General features: G+C 71.0%; 13 protein-coding genes. 8 read left to right on the forward strand and 5 right to left on the reverse strand.

Annotated features, from left to right (window positions below; all coding sequences use genetic code 11):
- The first annotated feature begins 7 nt into the window (after positions 1-7).
- Complete coding sequence (locus tag ACFYZE_RS26280) at positions 8-199, forward strand: DUF6191 domain-containing protein (RefSeq protein WP_388998985.1); 192 nt, start codon at positions 8-10, stop codon at positions 197-199.
- A 14-nt stretch (positions 200-213) separates the two neighbouring features.
- Here the strand turns inward: ACFYZE_RS26280 and ACFYZE_RS26285 are convergent, their stop codons facing one another.
- Both ACFYZE_RS26285 and ACFYZE_RS26290 read right to left on the reverse strand, forming a co-directional pair.
- Positions 214-1,371, reverse strand: coding sequence for a PQQ-dependent sugar dehydrogenase (locus ACFYZE_RS26285; protein WP_388998821.1), 1,158 nt, complete (start codon positions 1,369-1,371; stop codon positions 214-216).
- Positions 1,372-1,505: 134 nt separating this feature from the next.
- Positions 1,506-2,504, reverse strand: coding sequence for an aldo/keto reductase (locus ACFYZE_RS26290; RefSeq protein WP_388998824.1), 999 nt, complete (start codon positions 2,502-2,504; stop codon positions 1,506-1,508).
- 74 nt (positions 2,505-2,578) lie between these two features.
- Between ACFYZE_RS26290 and ACFYZE_RS26295 the strand changes: the two genes are divergently transcribed.
- From ACFYZE_RS26295 to serA, 6 genes are all read left to right on the forward strand, one after another.
- A complete protein-coding gene (locus ACFYZE_RS26295; protein WP_388998827.1) occupies positions 2,579-3,520 on the forward strand; it encodes a 2-hydroxyacid dehydrogenase in 942 nt (313 codons plus the stop codon).
- Positions 3,521-4,067: 547 nt separating this feature from the next.
- Positions 4,068-7,127, forward strand: coding sequence for a putative bifunctional diguanylate cyclase/phosphodiesterase (locus ACFYZE_RS26300; protein ID WP_388998830.1), 3,060 nt, complete (start codon positions 4,068-4,070; stop codon positions 7,125-7,127).
- 341 nt (positions 7,128-7,468) lie between these two features.
- Positions 7,469-9,316: an acetolactate synthase large subunit gene (locus ACFYZE_RS26305; protein WP_388998833.1), complete on the forward strand. Its 1,848-nt coding sequence runs from the start codon at positions 7,469-7,471 to the stop codon at positions 9,314-9,316.
- 21 nt (positions 9,317-9,337) lie between these two features.
- Positions 9,338-9,865 carry an acetolactate synthase small subunit gene (ilvN, locus tag ACFYZE_RS26310; protein WP_103838036.1) on the forward strand — a complete coding sequence of 176 codons (528 nt, stop codon included), beginning with the start codon at positions 9,338-9,340 and terminating at the stop codon, positions 9,863-9,865.
- A 117-nt stretch (positions 9,866-9,982) separates the two neighbouring features.
- The gene (gene ilvC / locus ACFYZE_RS26315; protein WP_388998836.1) at positions 9,983-10,981 is read left to right on the forward strand and encodes a ketol-acid reductoisomerase; all 999 of its coding nucleotides are present in this window, start codon (positions 9,983-9,985) and stop codon (positions 10,979-10,981) included.
- Positions 10,982-11,222: 241 nt separating this feature from the next.
- Complete coding sequence (gene serA / locus ACFYZE_RS26320; protein ID WP_388998839.1) at positions 11,223-12,812, forward strand: phosphoglycerate dehydrogenase; 1,590 nt, start codon at positions 11,223-11,225, stop codon at positions 12,810-12,812.
- Positions 12,813-12,884: 72 nt separating this feature from the next.
- On the opposite strand, the gene ACFYZE_RS26325 is transcribed toward serA, so the two are convergent.
- On the reverse strand, positions 12,885-14,417 hold the full coding sequence (locus tag ACFYZE_RS26325; protein WP_388998842.1) for an MFS transporter: 1,533 nt from the start codon (positions 14,415-14,417) through the stop codon (positions 12,885-12,887).
- A gap of 97 nt (positions 14,418-14,514) precedes the next feature.
- Between ACFYZE_RS26325 and ACFYZE_RS26330 the strand changes: the two genes are divergently transcribed.
- Positions 14,515-15,105, forward strand: a complete 591-nt coding sequence (locus ACFYZE_RS26330) for a TetR/AcrR family transcriptional regulator (RefSeq protein WP_388998845.1) — start codon at positions 14,515-14,517, stop codon at positions 15,103-15,105.
- Positions 15,106-15,113: 8 nt separating this feature from the next.
- Here the strand turns inward: ACFYZE_RS26330 and ACFYZE_RS26335 are convergent, their stop codons facing one another.
- Both ACFYZE_RS26335 and ACFYZE_RS26340 read right to left on the reverse strand, forming a co-directional pair.
- Positions 15,114-16,139, reverse strand: coding sequence for an alcohol dehydrogenase (locus tag ACFYZE_RS26335; RefSeq protein WP_388998848.1), 1,026 nt, complete (start codon positions 16,137-16,139; stop codon positions 15,114-15,116).
- Between the two features lie 93 nt (positions 16,140-16,232).
- A complete protein-coding gene (locus ACFYZE_RS26340) occupies positions 16,233-17,468 on the reverse strand; it encodes a PucR family transcriptional regulator (protein ID WP_388998851.1) in 1,236 nt (411 codons plus the stop codon).
- Between the last annotated feature and the right edge of the window lie 147 nt (positions 17,469-17,615).

Raw genomic sequence — 17,615 nt, forward strand, 5'->3', positions numbered from 1 at the left:
GTTCAACATGTTCGAGGAACTGTTCGCACCGGGCCGCAAGCACACCCACGATGAGCAGAAGCGTCTGGAACTGACCCGGCTCGACGTCACGGACGGCGATCCGGGCCGTGGCCCCGTCGACCTGGCGTCGGGAAAGGTGGTCATACGTCTGCCGAAACCGGCTCGCGCCGAGCCCCCGCCCGAGCGTGACAAGGACTGAACGGGACCGCCGGCCTACGACACCTCCACCTCGAGGATCCGGTCGTCGGACGGCGACGGCTTGCCCCGGCCGTCCGTGTTGCTCGTCGTCACCCACAGCTTGTCGCCACCGGCCGCGACCACGGTGCGCAAACGGCCGTGGGCGCCGGTGAGGAAGGCCTGCGGGGGTGCCGAGGTCTCCGTGCCCCTCAGCGGGACACGCCACAGCCGCTGCCCGCGCAGACCCGCCATCCAGATCGAGCCCTCGGCGTAGGCGATGCCGCTGGGGGAGGCCACGTCGGTGTGCCACTGGGCGACCGGGTTCTGGTACTTGGGATCGCTCGACCTGCCCTCGGTGTCCGGCCAGCCGTAGTTGCCGCCCGGCTTGACCGCGTTCAGCTCGTCCCAGGTGTCCTGGCCGAACTCGGAGGCGTACAGCCGCTGCTTGTCGTCCCAGGCCAGGCCCTGCACATTGCGGTGCCCGTACGAGTACACCACCGAGTTCCCGAAGGGGTTGCCGGGGGCGGGCTCGCCCTCGGGAGTCATGCGCAGGATCTTGCCGCCCAGCGAGTTCCGGTCCTGGGCCAGACCCCGGTCGCCCGACTCGCCGGTGCCCGCGTACAACATGCCGTCGGGGCCGAACGCGATACGGCCGCCGTTGTGGATGAAGCCCTTCGGGATGCCCTTGAACACGGTGTCCGGTGCGCCGAGCTGCTCACCGGCCGGTTTCCGCGGGTCGTACAGCATGCGGACGATGCGGTTGTCGGAGTCGGTCGTCAGGTAGGCGTAGACCATGTGGTCCGAGGCGTGGTCCGGGGAGAGCGCGATGCCCAGCAGACCGCCCTCGCCGTCGGCGGCGACGCCGGGCACCGTGCCCAGGAGGGTCTTCCGGCCGGTCCTGTCGTCGACCCGGATGATCGTCCCGTCGTCCCGGGAGGAGACCAGGAGCCCGCCACCGGGCAGCGGAGCCAGGCCCCAGGGTGTCCTGAGGTGATCGGCGACCGTGCGCACCACCCGCACCGACCCCTTGGCCGGCGGTGTCTGTTCGGCGGTCCGCCCGGAGGACGACGGCGCCGCCGAGCCGGACGAGGAGCTCTCGCCACCGCCCGGCGTGCCTCCGCCACCGGAGGAGCAGCCGACCGCCAGCAGCGCGGTCGCGGCCACCACGGCCGTCACCACTCGACGTCGCACCATCCAGGTCCCTCCGCCACGGGCCTTCCTCCCTTACCCACGTCTCGGACGCCTCCGGGGTTCCCGCTGCCGGCCTTCCCTCCACCGGCCTTCCCTCCACCGGCCGTCGCGTTCCGGCCACGCGGTACGGGATCCGTTCAGTCCCACGACCCCTGCGCCGCGGGCAGTCCCGCCAGTTCCGTCAGGTCCTCGGGGGTCAGCCGCAGCACGGAGGCCGCCGCGTTCTCCGTCACCCACCGCCGCTGTTTGGCGCCCGGGACCGGGATCACGTGGGGGCCCTGGGACAGCACCCAGGACAGGGCCACCTGGGCGGGGGTGACGGAGTCGCCGTGACGGTGCGCCACCCGGCGCAGGCCCGCCACGATCGGCTGGTTCGCCGCCATCATCTCCGCCGTGAAGCGGGGGTGCCGGGCGCGCAGGTCGTCCGGTTCGAAACCCTCACCCGGGGTCAGCGTGCCGGTCAGGAAGCCGTTGCCGAGCGGCATCGCCGCCAGGAAGCCCACCCCACGCGCCGCGCACCACGGCAGCAGCGCGTCCAGAGCCTGGGGCGACCACACCGACAGCTCCGCCTGCACCGCGCTCACCGGGAACACCTGCTGCACGCGCTCCAGCTGCCGGATCGTTCCGGCGTACCGTCGCGTCCCGGTCCGCCGCCCGCCGCGCACCCCGACCGCGCACAGCCCCAGCGCCCGCACCTTGCCCGCCCGCACCAGGTCGGCCATCGCGCCCCAGGTCTCCTCGACGGGCACCTCCGGGTCCGCGCGGTGCAGCTGGTAGAGATCGATGACGTCCGTCTGCAGACGGCGCAGCGACGCGTCGCAGGCCCGTTTCACATATCCGGGGCGGCCGTTGGCCACGATGTGCTGTTCGCCCACCAGCAGACCCACCTTGGTCGACACGAACGCCTCGGCGCGCCGCTCCTTCAGCACCCGGCCCACCAGCAGCTCGTTGGTGAACGGCCCGTACATGTCGGCGGTGTCCAGCAGTGTCATCCCCAGGTCGAGCGCCCGGTGGACCGTCCGCAGCGATTCGTCGCCCCGCTGCCGGGAGGTGGAGTACCCCCAGCTCATCGGCATGCACCCGAGTCCCACGGCCCCCACTTCGAGCGTCGCCGCGCCGATCGTCCTGCGCTCCACCTGGCCGTGTCCTCCTTTGCTGGCACCCCAAACTAACCAATGCGGCACCGGATCCTTGGCATAGCCTCCTGACCATGACCGACGACGTTTGGCTTCCGTTCCGCACCGACGAGATAGAGGGCCTCCCCGAGGGCCTGAACTACCGCTACTGGGACGGCGGGCAGGACCTCCCCGCCGACCCCTCGGACTGCGTGTTCTACGCCGTGCCGTACATGAAGCGCCAGGACGTCAAGGTCCGGCCGCTGGAGCAGATGCGGAACCTCCAGGTCATCCAGACACTGACGGCAGGCGTCGACGACATCACCGCCCACCTGTCGTCCGTCGTGCCGGGCGTGCGGCTGTGCAACGCGCGCGGAGTGCACGAGGCGAGCACGGCCGAGCTCGCGCTCGCCCTGATCCTCGCCTCGCTGCGCGGCATCCCCGGCTTCGTACGGGCTCAGGCGGAGGAGCGCTGGCTCAGCGGGTTCCATCCCGCGCTCGCCGACAAGTCCGTCCTCATCGTCGGCTACGGCGCGATCGGTGCCGCCATCGAGGACCGGCTCGCGCCCTTTGAAGTCGCGCGGGTGGCGCGCGTCGCGCGCCGCGAGCGCAACACAGCGCGCGGCCTTGTGCATCCTCTCTCCCGATTGTCGGAACTTCTTCCCGGCGCCGATGTCGTCGTCCTGGTCACCCCGCTCACCGAGGAGACGAAAGGCCTGGTCGACGCGGAGTTCCTGGCCCGGATGAAGGACGGGGCGCTGCTCGTCAACGTGGCGCGTGGCCCGATCGTCGACACCAAGGCCCTGCTGGCCGAGCTGGAGTCCCGCCGCATCACCGCCGCCCTGGACGTCACCGACCCCGAACCGCTGCCCGCAGGACACCCCCTCTGGCATGCGCCGGGCGTGCTCATCAGCCCTCATGTCGGCGGCCCCACCTCGGCTTTCTGGCCCCGCGCCAAGCGTCTCCTCAGCTCTCAGCTGAACCGTTTCGCGCAGGGAGAACCGCTCGAGAACCTCGTCCTGACGACCGGCGACTGAACCGGCCCGGCGGGCGCGGGCGCCGGCGCGGGGCAGGCTCCGCGCACGGTCGGCGGGACGCAAGATTCGAGCCATCCCCGCCACCCGCGCACGCGCCCGCCGACGGTCGCACCACCGGCGCACACACCGCTTCCGGCGCACCCCCCGTCCGCTTCCGGTACGCTCCGCAGTCCCCCGAACGCGTTACGTACCCGCATTCCGCCTGGTCGTCACGGAGCGTAGAGGGACTATGTCCCTGAGTGACGAGACTGGTGTATCGTCCCCGACAGGGCTGCGCCGCGCACCGTTCGGCGCCGGGGACGGAACTTTCAGACATACGAGGGGGGCGACGGGCGATGCACGGCCTATGGACGAACGACCCGACGCGGCGCGGCCGCGGGCGGCGACCCTGGCGGACCGCGACGCGCAGACGCGGTCACAGCGCTCACGGCAACCGTCGCCACCACGCCGGCCACTGCCACCACCCCGGGGACGCCGGCCGCAAGAGGCACGCCCACCCGGCGCGCCGGGCCCAGCGGGACCCGGCGCCACGGACCGGGAGGGACCGGTGAGGTCCCGGGGAGCGCTGCCGGAGCGCCGTCCGGCACCGGGCGGCCGGGCGAACCCGGCTCCGCAACTCGTTCTGGCCCTGGTGTGCGCGGGATACGCCGTCGGTTCCGCCGTCGACTGGGGCTCCAGGACCCTCGCGCTGATCATGGGGGACTTCGGGCTGAGCGCGGCGGCCGGCACCGCGTCGGTCTCCTGCCTGCTGTACGCCCGCAGCCGCCGCAGCCGCTTTCGATCGGCCTGGCTGCTGTTCGCCCTCTCCTCCGCCATGGCCGCGCTGGGCAACGGCGTCTGGGGCTGGTACGAGGTCGTTCTCGACCGCCCCGTCCCCTCGCCCAGCTGTGCCGACCTGTTCTTCCTCTGCTTCGCCCCACCCGCGATCGTAGGACTGCTCGTGCTCGCCAAAAGGCCCGACACCAAGGCGGGTTGGGTATGCCTGGCGCTCGACGCGTGGCTGATCGGCGGCTCGCTGCTGACGCTGTCGTGGAGCCTCGCGCTCGCGCAGGCGGCCAAGTTCGACGGGCCGAGCGTGGCGCACACCGCGCTGTCGCTCGCGTACCCGCTGCTGGACATCGCCCTGATCAGCATGGTGGTCGCCCTGCACCTCAGGCGCTCGGCGGTGAACCGCTCCGCGGTCAACACCGCCATCGGCGCACTCGCCCTGACCGTGCTGTGCGACGCCCTGTTCACCTCGCCGCTGCTGCACAGCAGCTACCACTCGGGCCAGATGCTGGACGCCGGCTGGTTCTCCGGCTCGCTGCTCCTCGCCTACGCCCCCTGGGTCGGGGCCCGGCCGGGCCGGAAGCCGGACGACGAGCACACGCGCGTGGTGCACGAACACGTCCCGGAGCAGCGGGAGAGCGAACCCCGGGCCACCGGCCACGAGGAAGGGCACCGGGACCACGACCCGGCCCCCGGGCTCCCGCAGGGTCCGGCCCACGACCGGTACCCGGCCTCACCCCCGCCGGACGCCGGCCACGACCGGTACCGGGCCGCGCGCCCGATCGCCGGATCGCTGGCCGCCCTCACGCCCTACCTGGCCGCCGCCGTCTGCACGCTGGGGATCCTCTACAACATCCTGAACGGCCACAGCGTCGACCGCGTGGTGCTCATCACCGCGGGCGCCGTCGTCCTCGCGCTCGTCGTGCGCCAGGGCATCATGCTGCTCGACAACATCACCCTCGCCCAGGAACTGGCGCAGCAGGAGAACCACTTCCGCTCCCTGGTGCAGGGCTCCAGCGACGTCATCATGATCGCCGCGACCGACGGCATCCTGAAATACGTCTCCCCGGCCGCCGCCGGCGTCTACGGCCGGCCCGCCGAGGAACTCGTCGGAACCGAGCTCGCCGCGCTCATCCACCCCGACGACCTGGGCTGCGTGGTGCACGAGGTGCGGCGTTTCCTCGCCGTCAGCCACACCCAGGAACCGACCACCCGTATCGAGTGCCGTTTCCGCTCCGGCGACGGCGGCTGGCTCAACGTGGAGTCCACCGTCAACCGCCACCAGGGCGGCCTGATCTTCAACAGCCGGGACGTGACCGAGCGGGTGCGTCTGCAGGCCCAGCTGCAGCACAGTGCCGAGCACGACCCGCTCACCGACCTGCCCAACCGCGTCCTGTTCACCAAGCGCGTCCAGCAGGCCCTCTCCGGCCGACGCTCCACCGACCGCGGCACCGCCGTCCTGTTCATCGACCTCGACGGCTTCAAGGCGGTCAACGACACCATCGGGCACCAGGCCGGCGACGAGCTGCTCGTCCAGGCCGCCCGCAGGCTGCAGGAGTCGGTGCGGCAGGGCGACACCGCGGCGCGCCTCGGCGGCGACGAGTTCGCGGCCCTCATCGTCGGCGACGGCACCCGGGACCGCACCGCGCGCGAGAGGCACATCCTCGAGCTCGCCGACCGGCTCAGGGTCACCCTCTCCCAGCCGTACGACATCGACGGCAACGATGTCCGGGTGGCCGCCTCCATCGGCGTGGCCTTCACCGAGCCGGGCCTCGGCGCCGGCGAGCTGCTGCGCAACGCCGACCTCGCCATGTACCGCGCCAAGGCCGCCGGCAAGGGCCGCGTCGAGCTGTACAAGCCCCAGATGCAGCAGGACGTCGTCCGCAAGGCCGAGCTGGCCACCCGCCTGCGGGCCGCGCTCGACGGCGGCGAGTTCACCCTGCTGCACCAACCCGTGGTGTCGCTGCAGGACGGCCGGATCGCGTCCGTCAGCGCCCGGGCGCGCTGGCGGTCCTCCCAGGGCGTGCTCTTCACACCCGACGAGTTCCTGCGGGTCCCGGAGGACAGCGACAAGGCCGCCGAGCTGGGCCGCTGGATCCTCGAGGAGGCCGTACGCCAGGCCGCCGAGCGCGCCGCCGACGGGCTCGCCGTGCCCGTCGCCGTCCGGGTGAGCGCCCGTCGGCTGCTCGACCGCTCCCTGCCGCTCGGTTCCATCGAGGCCCTGCTCACCCGGCACGGCCTGGCTTCGGGCGCTCTGTTGATCGAGCTGTCCGGCATCGATCCGCGCATCTCACTGGAGGAGCTGGAACGCAGACTCGGCAACCTCCGCCGGATCGGCGTCCGTATCGCCCTGGACGGCCTCGGCAGCGGCTACGCGGCCATCGCGGCGCTGCGCAGGCTCCCCCTGGACGTCCTGAAACTGGACCGGAACCTCGTCGAGGGGGTCGTCGAGTCCGCACGGCTCCACAAGATCACGGGTGGGCTGCTGCGCATCGCCGGCGACCTGGGCCTCACCTCCGTCGCCGACGGGGTGGACCTGCCCGAGCAGGTAGTCGCTCTGCGCGCCATGGGCTGCACACACGGTCAGGGCATGGCATTCTCGGGCCCGCTGGACGAGTACCGGCTGCGCCGCGCGCTCACTGCCGACCGCTACCCGGTGCCGCTCGGCCCGGCGGAACCGGCCTTCGCGGGCGCAGTGAGAGAGCAGAAGGAGCGCGTCGGTCTCGAGAGCGCATGGGGATCCCCCCGTTCCGGCGAAGCCGAGAGCGGGGGAGCGCGAAGGCCCGAAGGGCTGAGCACGGTCGTCGCCTCGACGCCGACCGGGGCGCCCCGTAGGTGAACGAGTCATGGGGAGGGCCGCCGGGGTGTACACCAGTGGCGTGCCTGCCGTTTTCGGAGGCGGGGCGGCCCTACGCTCACATAATGAGACTCCCGTCCCACCCACTTGACAGTGATGCCGTGCCGGGGGGAGGGTCTGTGCCATGCGCACCCGAATTCTCGTACTTGGACAGCGCGTCGGCTGAGCTGGGACCCACCGGACATGAACCGGAAAACTCAGCGACCACACCCGGCGCGCTCCCCTCGCTTGCCTCACGGCACGAGGGGTTTTTTGTTGCACAGGCACCAGCCAAACAACGCCCAAACCTCGCCAAAACCCTCAGCATCGAGAAGAGAATGCCGATGACCGAGCAGGCCACCGGGGCCCATCACCCGCAGCCGCGGCCCCGATCCGGAGGACAGCAGTCCGCGCCCGAGCACGTCACGGGTGCGCAGTCCCTCATCCGCTCTCTCGAGGAGGTCGGCGCCGACACGGTATTCGGCATTCCGGGTGGTGCCATCCTTCCGGCGTACGACCCGCTGATGGATTCCACGCGGGTGCGCCACGTGCTGGTGCGGCACGAGCAGGGCGCGGGCCACGCGGCCACCGGCTACGCCCAGGCCACCGGCAAGGTCGGCGTCTGCATGGCGACCTCGGGGCCCGGAGCCACGAACCTGGTGACCCCGATCGCGGACGCCCACATGGACTCGGTGCCGCTGGTCGCGATCACCGGCCAGGTCGCCTCCAAGGCGATCGGCACCGACGCCTTCCAGGAGGCGGACATCGTCGGCATCACCATGCCGATCACCAAGCACAACTTCCTGGTCACCAAGGCGGAGGACATCCCGCGGGTGATCGCGCAGGCGTTCCACATCGCCTCGACCGGCCGCCCCGGCCCGGTCCTGGTCGACATCGCCAAGGACGCCCTCCAGGCGCGGACCACCTTCTCCTGGCCGCCGGTGATGGACCTGCCCGGCTACCGCCCGGTGACCAAGCCGCACGCCAAGCAGATCCGCGAGGCCGCCAAGCTGATCGCCTCCGCCAAGCGGCCCGTCCTGTACGTCGGCGGCGGCGTCCTCAAGTCGCAGGCCACCGCCGAGCTGAAGGTCCTCGCGGAGCTCACCGGAGCGCCCGTCACGACCACCCTGATGGCGCTCGGCGCGTTCCCCGACAGCCACCCGCAGCATCTGGGCATGCCCGGTATGCACGGTTCCGTGGCCGCCGTCACCGCCCTGCAGAAGGCAGACCTGATCGTCGCCCTCGGCGCCCGCTTCGACGACCGCGTCACCGGCAAGCTGGACAGCTTCGCCCCGTACGCCAAGATCGTCCACGCGGACATCGACCCCGCCGAGATCGGCAAGAACCGCGCTGCCGACGTGCCGATCGTCGGAGACGCCCGTGAGGTCATCGCCGACCTGATCCAGGCCGTGCAGAAGGAGCACGGCGAGGGCCACCAGGGCGACTACACCGCCTGGTGGAACGATCTGAACCGCTGGCGCGAGACCTATCCGCTCGGCTACGACCTGCCCGAGAACGGCACGCTCTCCCCGCAGCAGGTCATCGAGCGCATCGGGCAGCTCGCGCCGCAGGGCACGATCTTCGCCGCGGGCGTCGGCCAGCACCAGATGTGGGCCGCGCACTTCATCCAGTACGAGAAGCCCGCGACCTGGCTCAACTCGGGCGGCGCCGGAACCATGGGCTACGCCGTCCCGGCCGCGATGGGAGCGAAGGCCGGCGCCCCGGACCGCACGGTCTGGGCGATCGACGGCGACGGCTGCTTCCAGATGACCAACCAGGAGCTGACCACCTGCGCCCTGAACAACATCCCGATCAAGGTCGCCATCATCAACAACGGCGCCCTCGGGATGGTCCGCCAGTGGCAGACCCTCTTCTACAACCAGCGGTACTCCAACACGGTGCTGCACTCCGGCCCCGAGGACGTCGACCCGGCGGCCAGGGGAACCCGCGTCCCCGACTTCGTGAAGCTGTCGGAGGCCATGGGCTGCTACGCCATCCGCTGCGAGTCCCCGGACGACCTGGACAAGGTCATCGAAGAGGCGAACTCCATCAACGACCGCCCCGTCGTCGTCGACTTCATCGTCCACGAGGACGCGATGGTGTGGCCGATGGTCGCCGCCGGCACCTCCAACGACGAGATCATGGCCGCTCGGGACGTCCGCCCCGACTTCGGCGACAACGAGGACGACTGAGAGAGAGCTGAGTCGAGAACCATGTCCACCAAGCACACCCTCTCCGTCCTGGTCGAGAACACCCCCGGCATCCTCGCCCGGATCGCCGCCCTGTTCTCCCGCCGCGGCTTCAACATCGACTCGCTCGCGGTGGGTGTCACCGAGCACCCCGACATCTCCCGCATCACCATCGTGGTGAACGTCGAGGACCTGCCCCTGGAGCAGGTGACGAAGCAGCTCAACAAGCTCGTCAACGTGCTGAAGATCGTCGAGCTGGAGCCGTCGCAGGCCGTTCAGCGTGAACTCGTTCTGGTGAAGGTGCGCGCCGACAACGAGACGCGTTCCCAGATCGTCGAGATCGTCCAGCTGTTCCGTGCCAAGACGGTCGACGTCTCCCCGGAGGCCGTCACCATCGAGGCCACCGGGTCCAGCGACAAGCTGTCGGCCATGCTGAAGATGCTGGAGCCGTACGGCATCAAGGAGCTGGTGCAGTCCGGCACGATCGCGATCGGCCGCGGCGCCCGTTCGATCACGGACCGGTCCCTGCGGGCCCTCGACCGGTCGGCGTAAGACGGTGTCCGGGCGGCCGGGGACAACCGGCCGCCCGTATTCCGAGACCCCGAGACTTCCCTTCCGCCCGCCGTCATACGGTGGACGCAACACCTGCACTCAAGGAGAGAACCCAAAGTGGCCGAGCTGTTCTACGACGCTGACGCCGACCTGTCCATCATCCAGGGCCGCAAGGTCGCGGTCATCGGCTACGGCAGCCAGGGCCACGCCCACGCGCTGTCGCTGCGCGACTCGGGTGTCGATGTGCGTGTCGGTCTGCACGAGGGCTCGAAGTCCAAGGCGAAGGCCGAGGAGCAGGGCCTGCGCGTGGTGACCCCGGCGGAGGCCGCCGCCGAGGCCGACGTGATCATGATCCTGGTGCCGGACCCGATCCAGGCCCAGGTCTACGAGGAGTCCATCGCCCCGAACCTGAAGGACGGCGACGCGCTGTTCTTCGGCCACGGCTTCAACATCCGCTTCGGCTTCATCAAGCCCCCGGCCGGCGTCGACGTCTGCATGGTCGCCCCGAAGGGCCCGGGCCACCTGGTGCGCCGCCAGTACGAGGAGGGCCGCGGCGTTCCGTGCATCGCCGCCGTCGAGCAGGACGCCTCCGGCAACGCGTTCGCCCTGGCGCTGTCGTACGCGAAGGGCATCGGCGGCACCCGCGCCGGTGTCATCAAGACGACCTTCACCGAGGAGACCGAGACCGACCTGTTCGGCGAGCAGGCCGTCCTCTGCGGTGGCACCGCGGCGCTGGTGAAGGCGGGCTTCGAGACGCTGACCGAGGCCGGCTACCAGCCGGAGATCGCCTACTTCGAGTGCCTGCACGAGCTGAAGCTGATCGTCGACCTCATGTACGAGGGCGGCCTCGAGAAGATGCGCTGGTCGATCTCCGAGACCGCCGAGTGGGGCGACTACGTCACCGGCCCGCGCATCATCACCGACGCCACCAAGGCCGAGATGAAGAAGGTCCTCGCCGAGATCCAGGACGGCTCCTTCGCCCAGGCCTGGATGGACGAGTACCACGGCGGTCTGAAGAAGTACAACGAGTACAAGCAGCAGGACTCCGAGCACCTGCTGGAGACCACCGGCAAGCAGCTGCGCAAGCTCATGTCGTGGGTGAACGAGGAGGCGTGACCTCTGATGCGGCGGTGCCCTTTGCCGGGGGCACCGCCGCATTATTCTTGTTGTCCACACCGGCCAGCCACGTCCGGGTGATCCTTCCGCGCAGGCGCAATACGCCCCTCGCCGCGCCACTAGACTGCTGCACAACAATCGCGTCAGGCCCACAGCGTCGTGCGTCTTCCACGCGGCAAGCACCCCTCCACCGCCAGCGGCCGTCGGGACGGCCGTCCGCATTGGACTTGTGAGGACTCACGTGAGCTCGAAACCCGTCGTACTCATCGCTGAAGAGCTGTCGCCCGCGACCGTCGACGCCCTCGGCCCCGACTTCGAGATCCGCCACTGCAACGGCGCCGACCGGGCAGAGCTGCTGCCCGCGATCGCCGATGTCGACGCCATCCTGATCCGCTCCGCGACGAAGGTCGACGCCGAGGCCATCGCCGCCGCGAGGAAGCTGAAGGTCGTCGCGCGAGCCGGCGTCGGCCTGGACAACGTGGACGTCTCCGCCGCCACCAAGGCCGGCGTGATGGTCGTCAACGCCCCCACCTCGAACATCGTGACCGCGGCCGAGCTGGCCTGCGGTCTGATCGTTTCCACCGCCCGCAACATCCCGCAGGCCAACGCGGCGCTGAAGAACGGCGAGTGGAAGCGCAGCAAGTACACCGGCGTGGAGCTGGCCGAGAAGACCCTGGGTGTCGTCGGCCTCGGCCGCATCGGCGCGCTGGTCGCGCAGCGCATGTCCGCGTTCGGCATGAAGGTCGTCGCCTACGACCCCTACGTCCAGCCTGCCAGGGCCGCGCAGATGGGCGTGAAGGTGCTGTCCCTGGACGAGCTGCTCGAGGTCTCCGACTTCATCACCGTCCACCTGCCGAAGACCCCCGAGACGCTCGGCCTGATCGGCTCCGAGGCGCTGCACAAGGTCAAGCCGAGCGTGCGCATCATCAACGCCGCGCGCGGTGGGATCGTCGACGAGGAGGCGCTGTACTCGGCGCTCAAGGAGGGCCGCGTCGCCGGTGCCGGCCTGGACGTGTACGCGAAGGAGCCGTGCACGGACTCCCCGCTGTTCGAGCTCGACCAGGTCGTCTGCACCCCGCACCTGGGCGCCTCCACCGACGAGGCGCAGGAGAAGGCGGGCATCGCGGTCGCCAAGTCGGTGCGCCTGGCGCTCGCCGGCGAGCTGGTGCCGGACGCGGTGAACGTCCAGGGCGGTGTCATCGCCGAGGACGTCAAGCCGGGTCTGCCGCTCGCCGAGAAGCTCGGCCGCATCTTCACCGCGCTCGCGGGCGAGGTCGCGGTCCGGCTCGACGTCGAGGTGTACGGCGAGATCACCCAGCACGACGTCAAGGTGCTCGAACTGTCCGCGCTCAAGGGCGTGTTCGAGGACGTCGTGGACGAAACGGTGTCGTACGTGAACGCCCCGCTGTTCGCTCAGGAGCGCGGTGTCGAGGTGCGTCTGACCACCAGCTCCGAGGCCACGGACCACCGCAACGTGGTCACCGTCCGCGGCACGCTCGCCGACGGCGAGGAGGTCTCGGTGTCCGGCACGCTGGCCGGCCCGAAGCACCACCAGAAGATCGTGGCGGTGGGCGACTACGACGTGGACCTGTCGCTCGCCGACCACATGATCGTGCTCCGCTACACCGACCGCCCCGGTGTGGTCGGCACCGTCGGCCGCATCCTGGGCGAGGCAGGCATCAACATCGCGGGCATGCAGGTGGCCCGTGACATCGCCGGCGGCGAGGCTCTCGCGGTCCTCACGGTCGACGACACGGTGCCGCAGAACGTGCTGACGGAGGTCGCGGAGGAGATCGGCGCGACGTCCGCCCGCTCGGTGAACCTGGTCTGACAGCGGTCACGCACGACAGCCGGGGCCCGGCCACCTCAGGGTGGCCGGGCCCCGGCTCGTCTCCCCTCTGTGTCACTCCTCGGTGTCGCGTACGTGGATCCGGCGCAGACCCGTCGCCGCCAGTGCCGCCGCCCCCAGCAGGACCACCGCCCCGGCGATCGCGGCCCCGTGCATCCCGGTGGTGAACGCCTCCCGCGCCGCGGCCAGCAACTCCGCTCCCGCGCGACCCGGCATCCCGTGGGCCACCGCGAGCGCGCCGCCCAGCGTCTCGTGGGCCGGGGACGGGGCCGAGGCCGGGATCTCGTGGCGGTAGACCGCCGTGCCGATCGAGCCGAGGACCGCCATCCCCAGCGCGCCGCCGAACTCCGCGCCGGTCTCCAGGAGGGAGGACGCGGAGCCCGCCCGCTCGACCGGGGCCGCGCTCATCGCGAGATCCGTCATCTGGGAGATGGCGACGACGATCCCGGAGGCGAGGACGCCGCAGGCCGCGAGCACCAGCCAGAGGGAGTCGGTACCGGCGAGGACCAGCATTCCGTAGCCGGCCGCGGCGATCGTGAACCCGGCCGTGACGACGTAGGCGCGGTTGACGCCCTTCTGCACCAGCTGGGCGGCGACCGGCGCCGCCATGCCGATCGGCACTGAGGGGAGCAGCGCCCACAGCGCCGCCTCCATCGCGCTCTTGCCGAGCACCGACTGCAGGTACTGCGTGGTGAAGAAGGCCGAGCCCATCATCCCGAAGGAAGAGATCAGGTTGAGGACCACGGCGGGAGCGAAACCCCGGCCGCGGAACAGGGCCGGGGAGATCATCGGCGAGGCCGCGGTGCGCTGGCGGTACACGAACAGCGCCGCGAACAGCAGGCCCACCGTCACCGCCAGCACGTACTGGACGTGCCAGCCCTCGGCCGGGATCTCCTTCAGGCCGTAGATCACCGGCAGGACCGCCGCCATCGACAGCGGAACGCTGAGCAGGTCGAAGCGGCCGGGCTCGGGGTTCTTCGACTCGGGGAGCAGGAAGGGGCCGAGAACGAGCAGCAGGGCCATCGCGGGCAGGTTCACCAGGAAGACCGAACCCCACCAGAAGTACTGGACGAGGACGCCGCTCATCACGGAGCCGAGCGCGATGCCGGCCGTCATGACGCCGGACCACAGGCCGATCGCCTTCGCGCGCTGACCGGGGTCGGTGAACATCGTGCGGATCAGCGCCATCGTCGACGGCAGGAGGGTTGCGCCGCCGATGCCGAGCACGGCGCGGGCCGCTATCAGGGTCTCGGCGCTGTCGGCGTAGGCCGCCAGCAGTGAGGCGCCTCCGAAGGCGGCGGCGCCGAGCAGCAGCAGCCGGCGGCGGCCGATGCGGTCGCCCAGCGAGCCCATCGTCATCAGCAGCCCGGCGAGGACGAAGGCGTAGATGTCGAAGATCCACAGCTGCTGGGTGCCGCTCGGCTCCAGGTCCGCGCTGATCGCGGGGATCGCGAAGTAGAGGACCGAGACGTCCATCGAGACCAGCAGCAGCGGAAGCATCAGGACGCCGAGGGCGGTCCATTCACGGCGGCCGGCGCGGGTTCCGGCGGGCGGTGCGGTCGTGGTCGTGCTCGTCGGATTCGTCATGCCAGGGACTGTACGGACGTCTTAAACGCTTGTCTAGTACGGTCGTATAAATCGAGCGTCTAGGACGGCCGTCTGAATCGCGGTAGGGTCGGTGGGCATGGGACACCGTGAGGATCTGCTCGAGGGCGCCAAGCGCTGCCTGCTTCAGAAGGGCTTCCTGCGCACGACGGCGCGCGACATCGTCAAGGAGTCGGGGACCAATCTGGCGTCGATCGGCTACCACTACGGGTCGAAGGACGCGCTCCTGGTGGAGGCCTATGTCTCGCTGATCGAGGCGACCGGGCACCGGTTCGACCCCGGTGGGGAGGCGCAGCAGGCGATGTCCGAGCCCCCCGGGTCGTTGGAGCGCTTCCGCAAGGTCTGGGGGAACATCATCCGCGCGCTGCCCGAGTCACGAGCCATCTTCCTGCTGAGCTTCGAGCTGATCCTCCAGGGCGACCGGCTTCCCGAGGTGCGCAGGCTGATGATCGAGGCGGAGGGGCAGGGCCGCTCCGGGCTCCTGCCACTGTTCAGCGACATCCCGGAAGCGGATCTCGACAAGGAGACCGTCGAAACTGAGGGCCGCTTCTACCAGACCCTCCTCCAAGGGCTCATGGTGCAGTGGCTCTTCAACCCGGAAACGGCGACCGACGCCGACCGGCTCACCGAGGGCCTGCGCCGCGTCATCGCGGGGACCGCGAAGGGCTGACGCGTCCGTCAGCGGGTGGTCAGCACCATCCGGAAGCGGGCGGCGCCGGACAGCATCTTCTGGTACGCCTCGCCCGCCTGGTCCAGGGGCACGGTCTCGACCATCGGGCGGATCCCGTGCAGGGCACTGAACGCCATGGTGTCCTGCACGTCCTGCGCGGTGCCGGACGGGTGCCCGCGGACGACCCTGCCGCTCAGGATCAGCTGGACCGGGCTGATCCCCATGGGATCGACAGACGCGCCGATGACGACAAGCTCGCCGCGGTGCGACAGCCCGTCCACGGTCGCCGTGATGGCCTCGGCGTTGCCCGCCGTGGCAAGGACGACCTTGGCGCCGCCGAGGGACTGCAGCGCGTCCGCGACGGAGGTGTCCGCCGTGCTGTCGACGTAGTGATGGGCGCCGAGTTGCTTGGCGAGCTCGGCCTTCTCGGCCCCGCGGGCGATCGCCACCGTCTCGAAGCCCATGGCGGCCGCGTACTGCACCCCCAGATGGCCGAGCCCGCCGATGCCGAGCACGGCCACCAGGTCGCCCGGCCGGGCGGAGCTGCGCCGCAGCCCGTTGAAGGTGGTCACCCCCGCGCAGGCCATGGGCCCGGCGTCGGTCGCCGCCAGCGCGTCGGGGATTCGGGCCAGGGCGTCGGCCGGCGCGATCACCGCCTCGGCGAAGCCCCCGTCGTACGCCCATCCGGGCACCTTCAGGTTCTGGCACACGACGAAGTCGCCCTGCCGGCACGGCGTGCAGTGGCCGCAGCTGCCCCCGAACCAGCCCACCGCCACCCGGTCTCCCACCTGCCAGCCACTGTCCCCCACTCCCTCGCCGAGCTCCTCGACCCGCCCGGCGATCTCATGCCCGGGCACCACCGGGAAGGTGACCCCCGGCAGCCCGGCGTTCACGAAGAAGACATCGCTGTGGCAGACCCCGCACGCGTCCACGGCCACCCGCACATGGCCGGGTCCAGGCTGCGGCACCTCACGCTCGACGACCTCGAACGGACCGCCGGCGGCGGTCACCTGCGCGACTCGGTACGTGCTCATGGGCTCTCCCCGGAAACGGGTACGACTTCCCCCACCACCCCCAGCAGACCAGCTTCGGCCCGATCCCGCGCGCCGAAGGGGTAAGGGCGGACCCTACAGTCGCGCCCCCTTGAGAGCCATGTGCAGCAGCAGGCGGTCCTCGCCGTCGTCCAGGTCCAGGCCCGTGAGCTGCTCGACGCGGGAGAGGCGGTAGTACAGGGTCTGGCGGTGGACGCCCAGTTCGGCGGCCGTCCGGCCCGCCTGGCCCGCGCAGTCCAGGAACACCTCGGCGGTGCGGGCCAGTTCGCGGTGGGCGGGGGTCAGCAGGGCGCTGACGGCCGGGTCGTGGGCCGCCTGCGGTGGCAGCGACGTCAGCAGGCGGTACGGGCCGATGGCGGACCACTGGGCGATCGGGCCGAGCCGGGGCTCCGCCAGGGCCGCTCGGGCCGCCGCCGATGCCTCCTGCCAGGCCGCGCCCAGCTCGGCGAGGCCGTGCCGGGCGTCGGCCACCCCGGCCGCGGAGCCCCGGGCGCCGGCCACCCCCGCGGCGGAACCCGCGCCTTGGTGTCCCGCCTCCCGCAGCAGCCGGGTGGCCGCCGTCAGCGCCGGCGTCAGCACGTCCGCCGAGCGCAGCCGCACCAGCAGCGCGAGACTCTGACCCGTGGTGCCCCACGGCACCGTGCACAGCGCGGTGGCCGCCGGGATCGTCCGGGCCGACGGCGCGTCGTCCGGGTCGGCCGAGGGCCAGGGCGCGACACAGACCACCGTGTGCAGGCCCTCGCCGCGCGGGCCCAGCGCCGTCCGCAGCTCGGCCACCGCCATGTCCTGCGGCCAGCCGCGCTCCGCGGTCAGCACCGCGCGCAGCTCACGGGTCACCTCCGCGCCCGCCTGCGCCTCCTCCGCGAGCAGGTCGCCGATCCGCGCCGCGATCTCCATCGCGGCCGACAGCTGCGCCTCGGACGGACCCGGCTCGTCGGCCAGCAGCCACACATAGCCGAGGACGACACCCCGATGGCGTACCGGCAGGCAGATCCTTCCCCGGTACACGCCGGCCTCCGGAGTGGGCGGAATCCGCACCGGCCCGGTGGCGCGCGCGATGCCGAAGCCCTCGAACCACTTCCGCACCGCCGCCGTGGAGCGGCGCGTGAGGATCGAGCGGGTGCGCACGGGGTCGAGGGACGCCTCGTCGAAGTCGCCCTCGCTGTCGTACGCGGCGAAGGCGATCAGCTCGAAGTCCCGGTTCTCCAGGGTCGCCGGGGCGCCGAGCAGCGCGGAGATCTCGTCGACGAGCTCTTGGTAATCGCCGCGCCCTGCCTTGAAAACGTCCGCCACACGGGCATTCTCCCCCATTTTCCCATCTCGCTCATACATCTGTCTGAGATCCAGGGCACGGATGCGTGACAGCTGTCGATGGCCGACGATCGAGGGGATCCTTAGGTTTCACGGTGGTTCTCCGTGCCGTACCCGAATGGTCGGGTCGCGGCCTCTTGCCCGTTC

The organism is Streptomyces sp. NPDC001796 (assembly GCF_042892355.1).
Classification (GTDB): Bacteria; Actinomycetota; Actinomycetes; order Streptomycetales; family Streptomycetaceae; genus Streptomyces.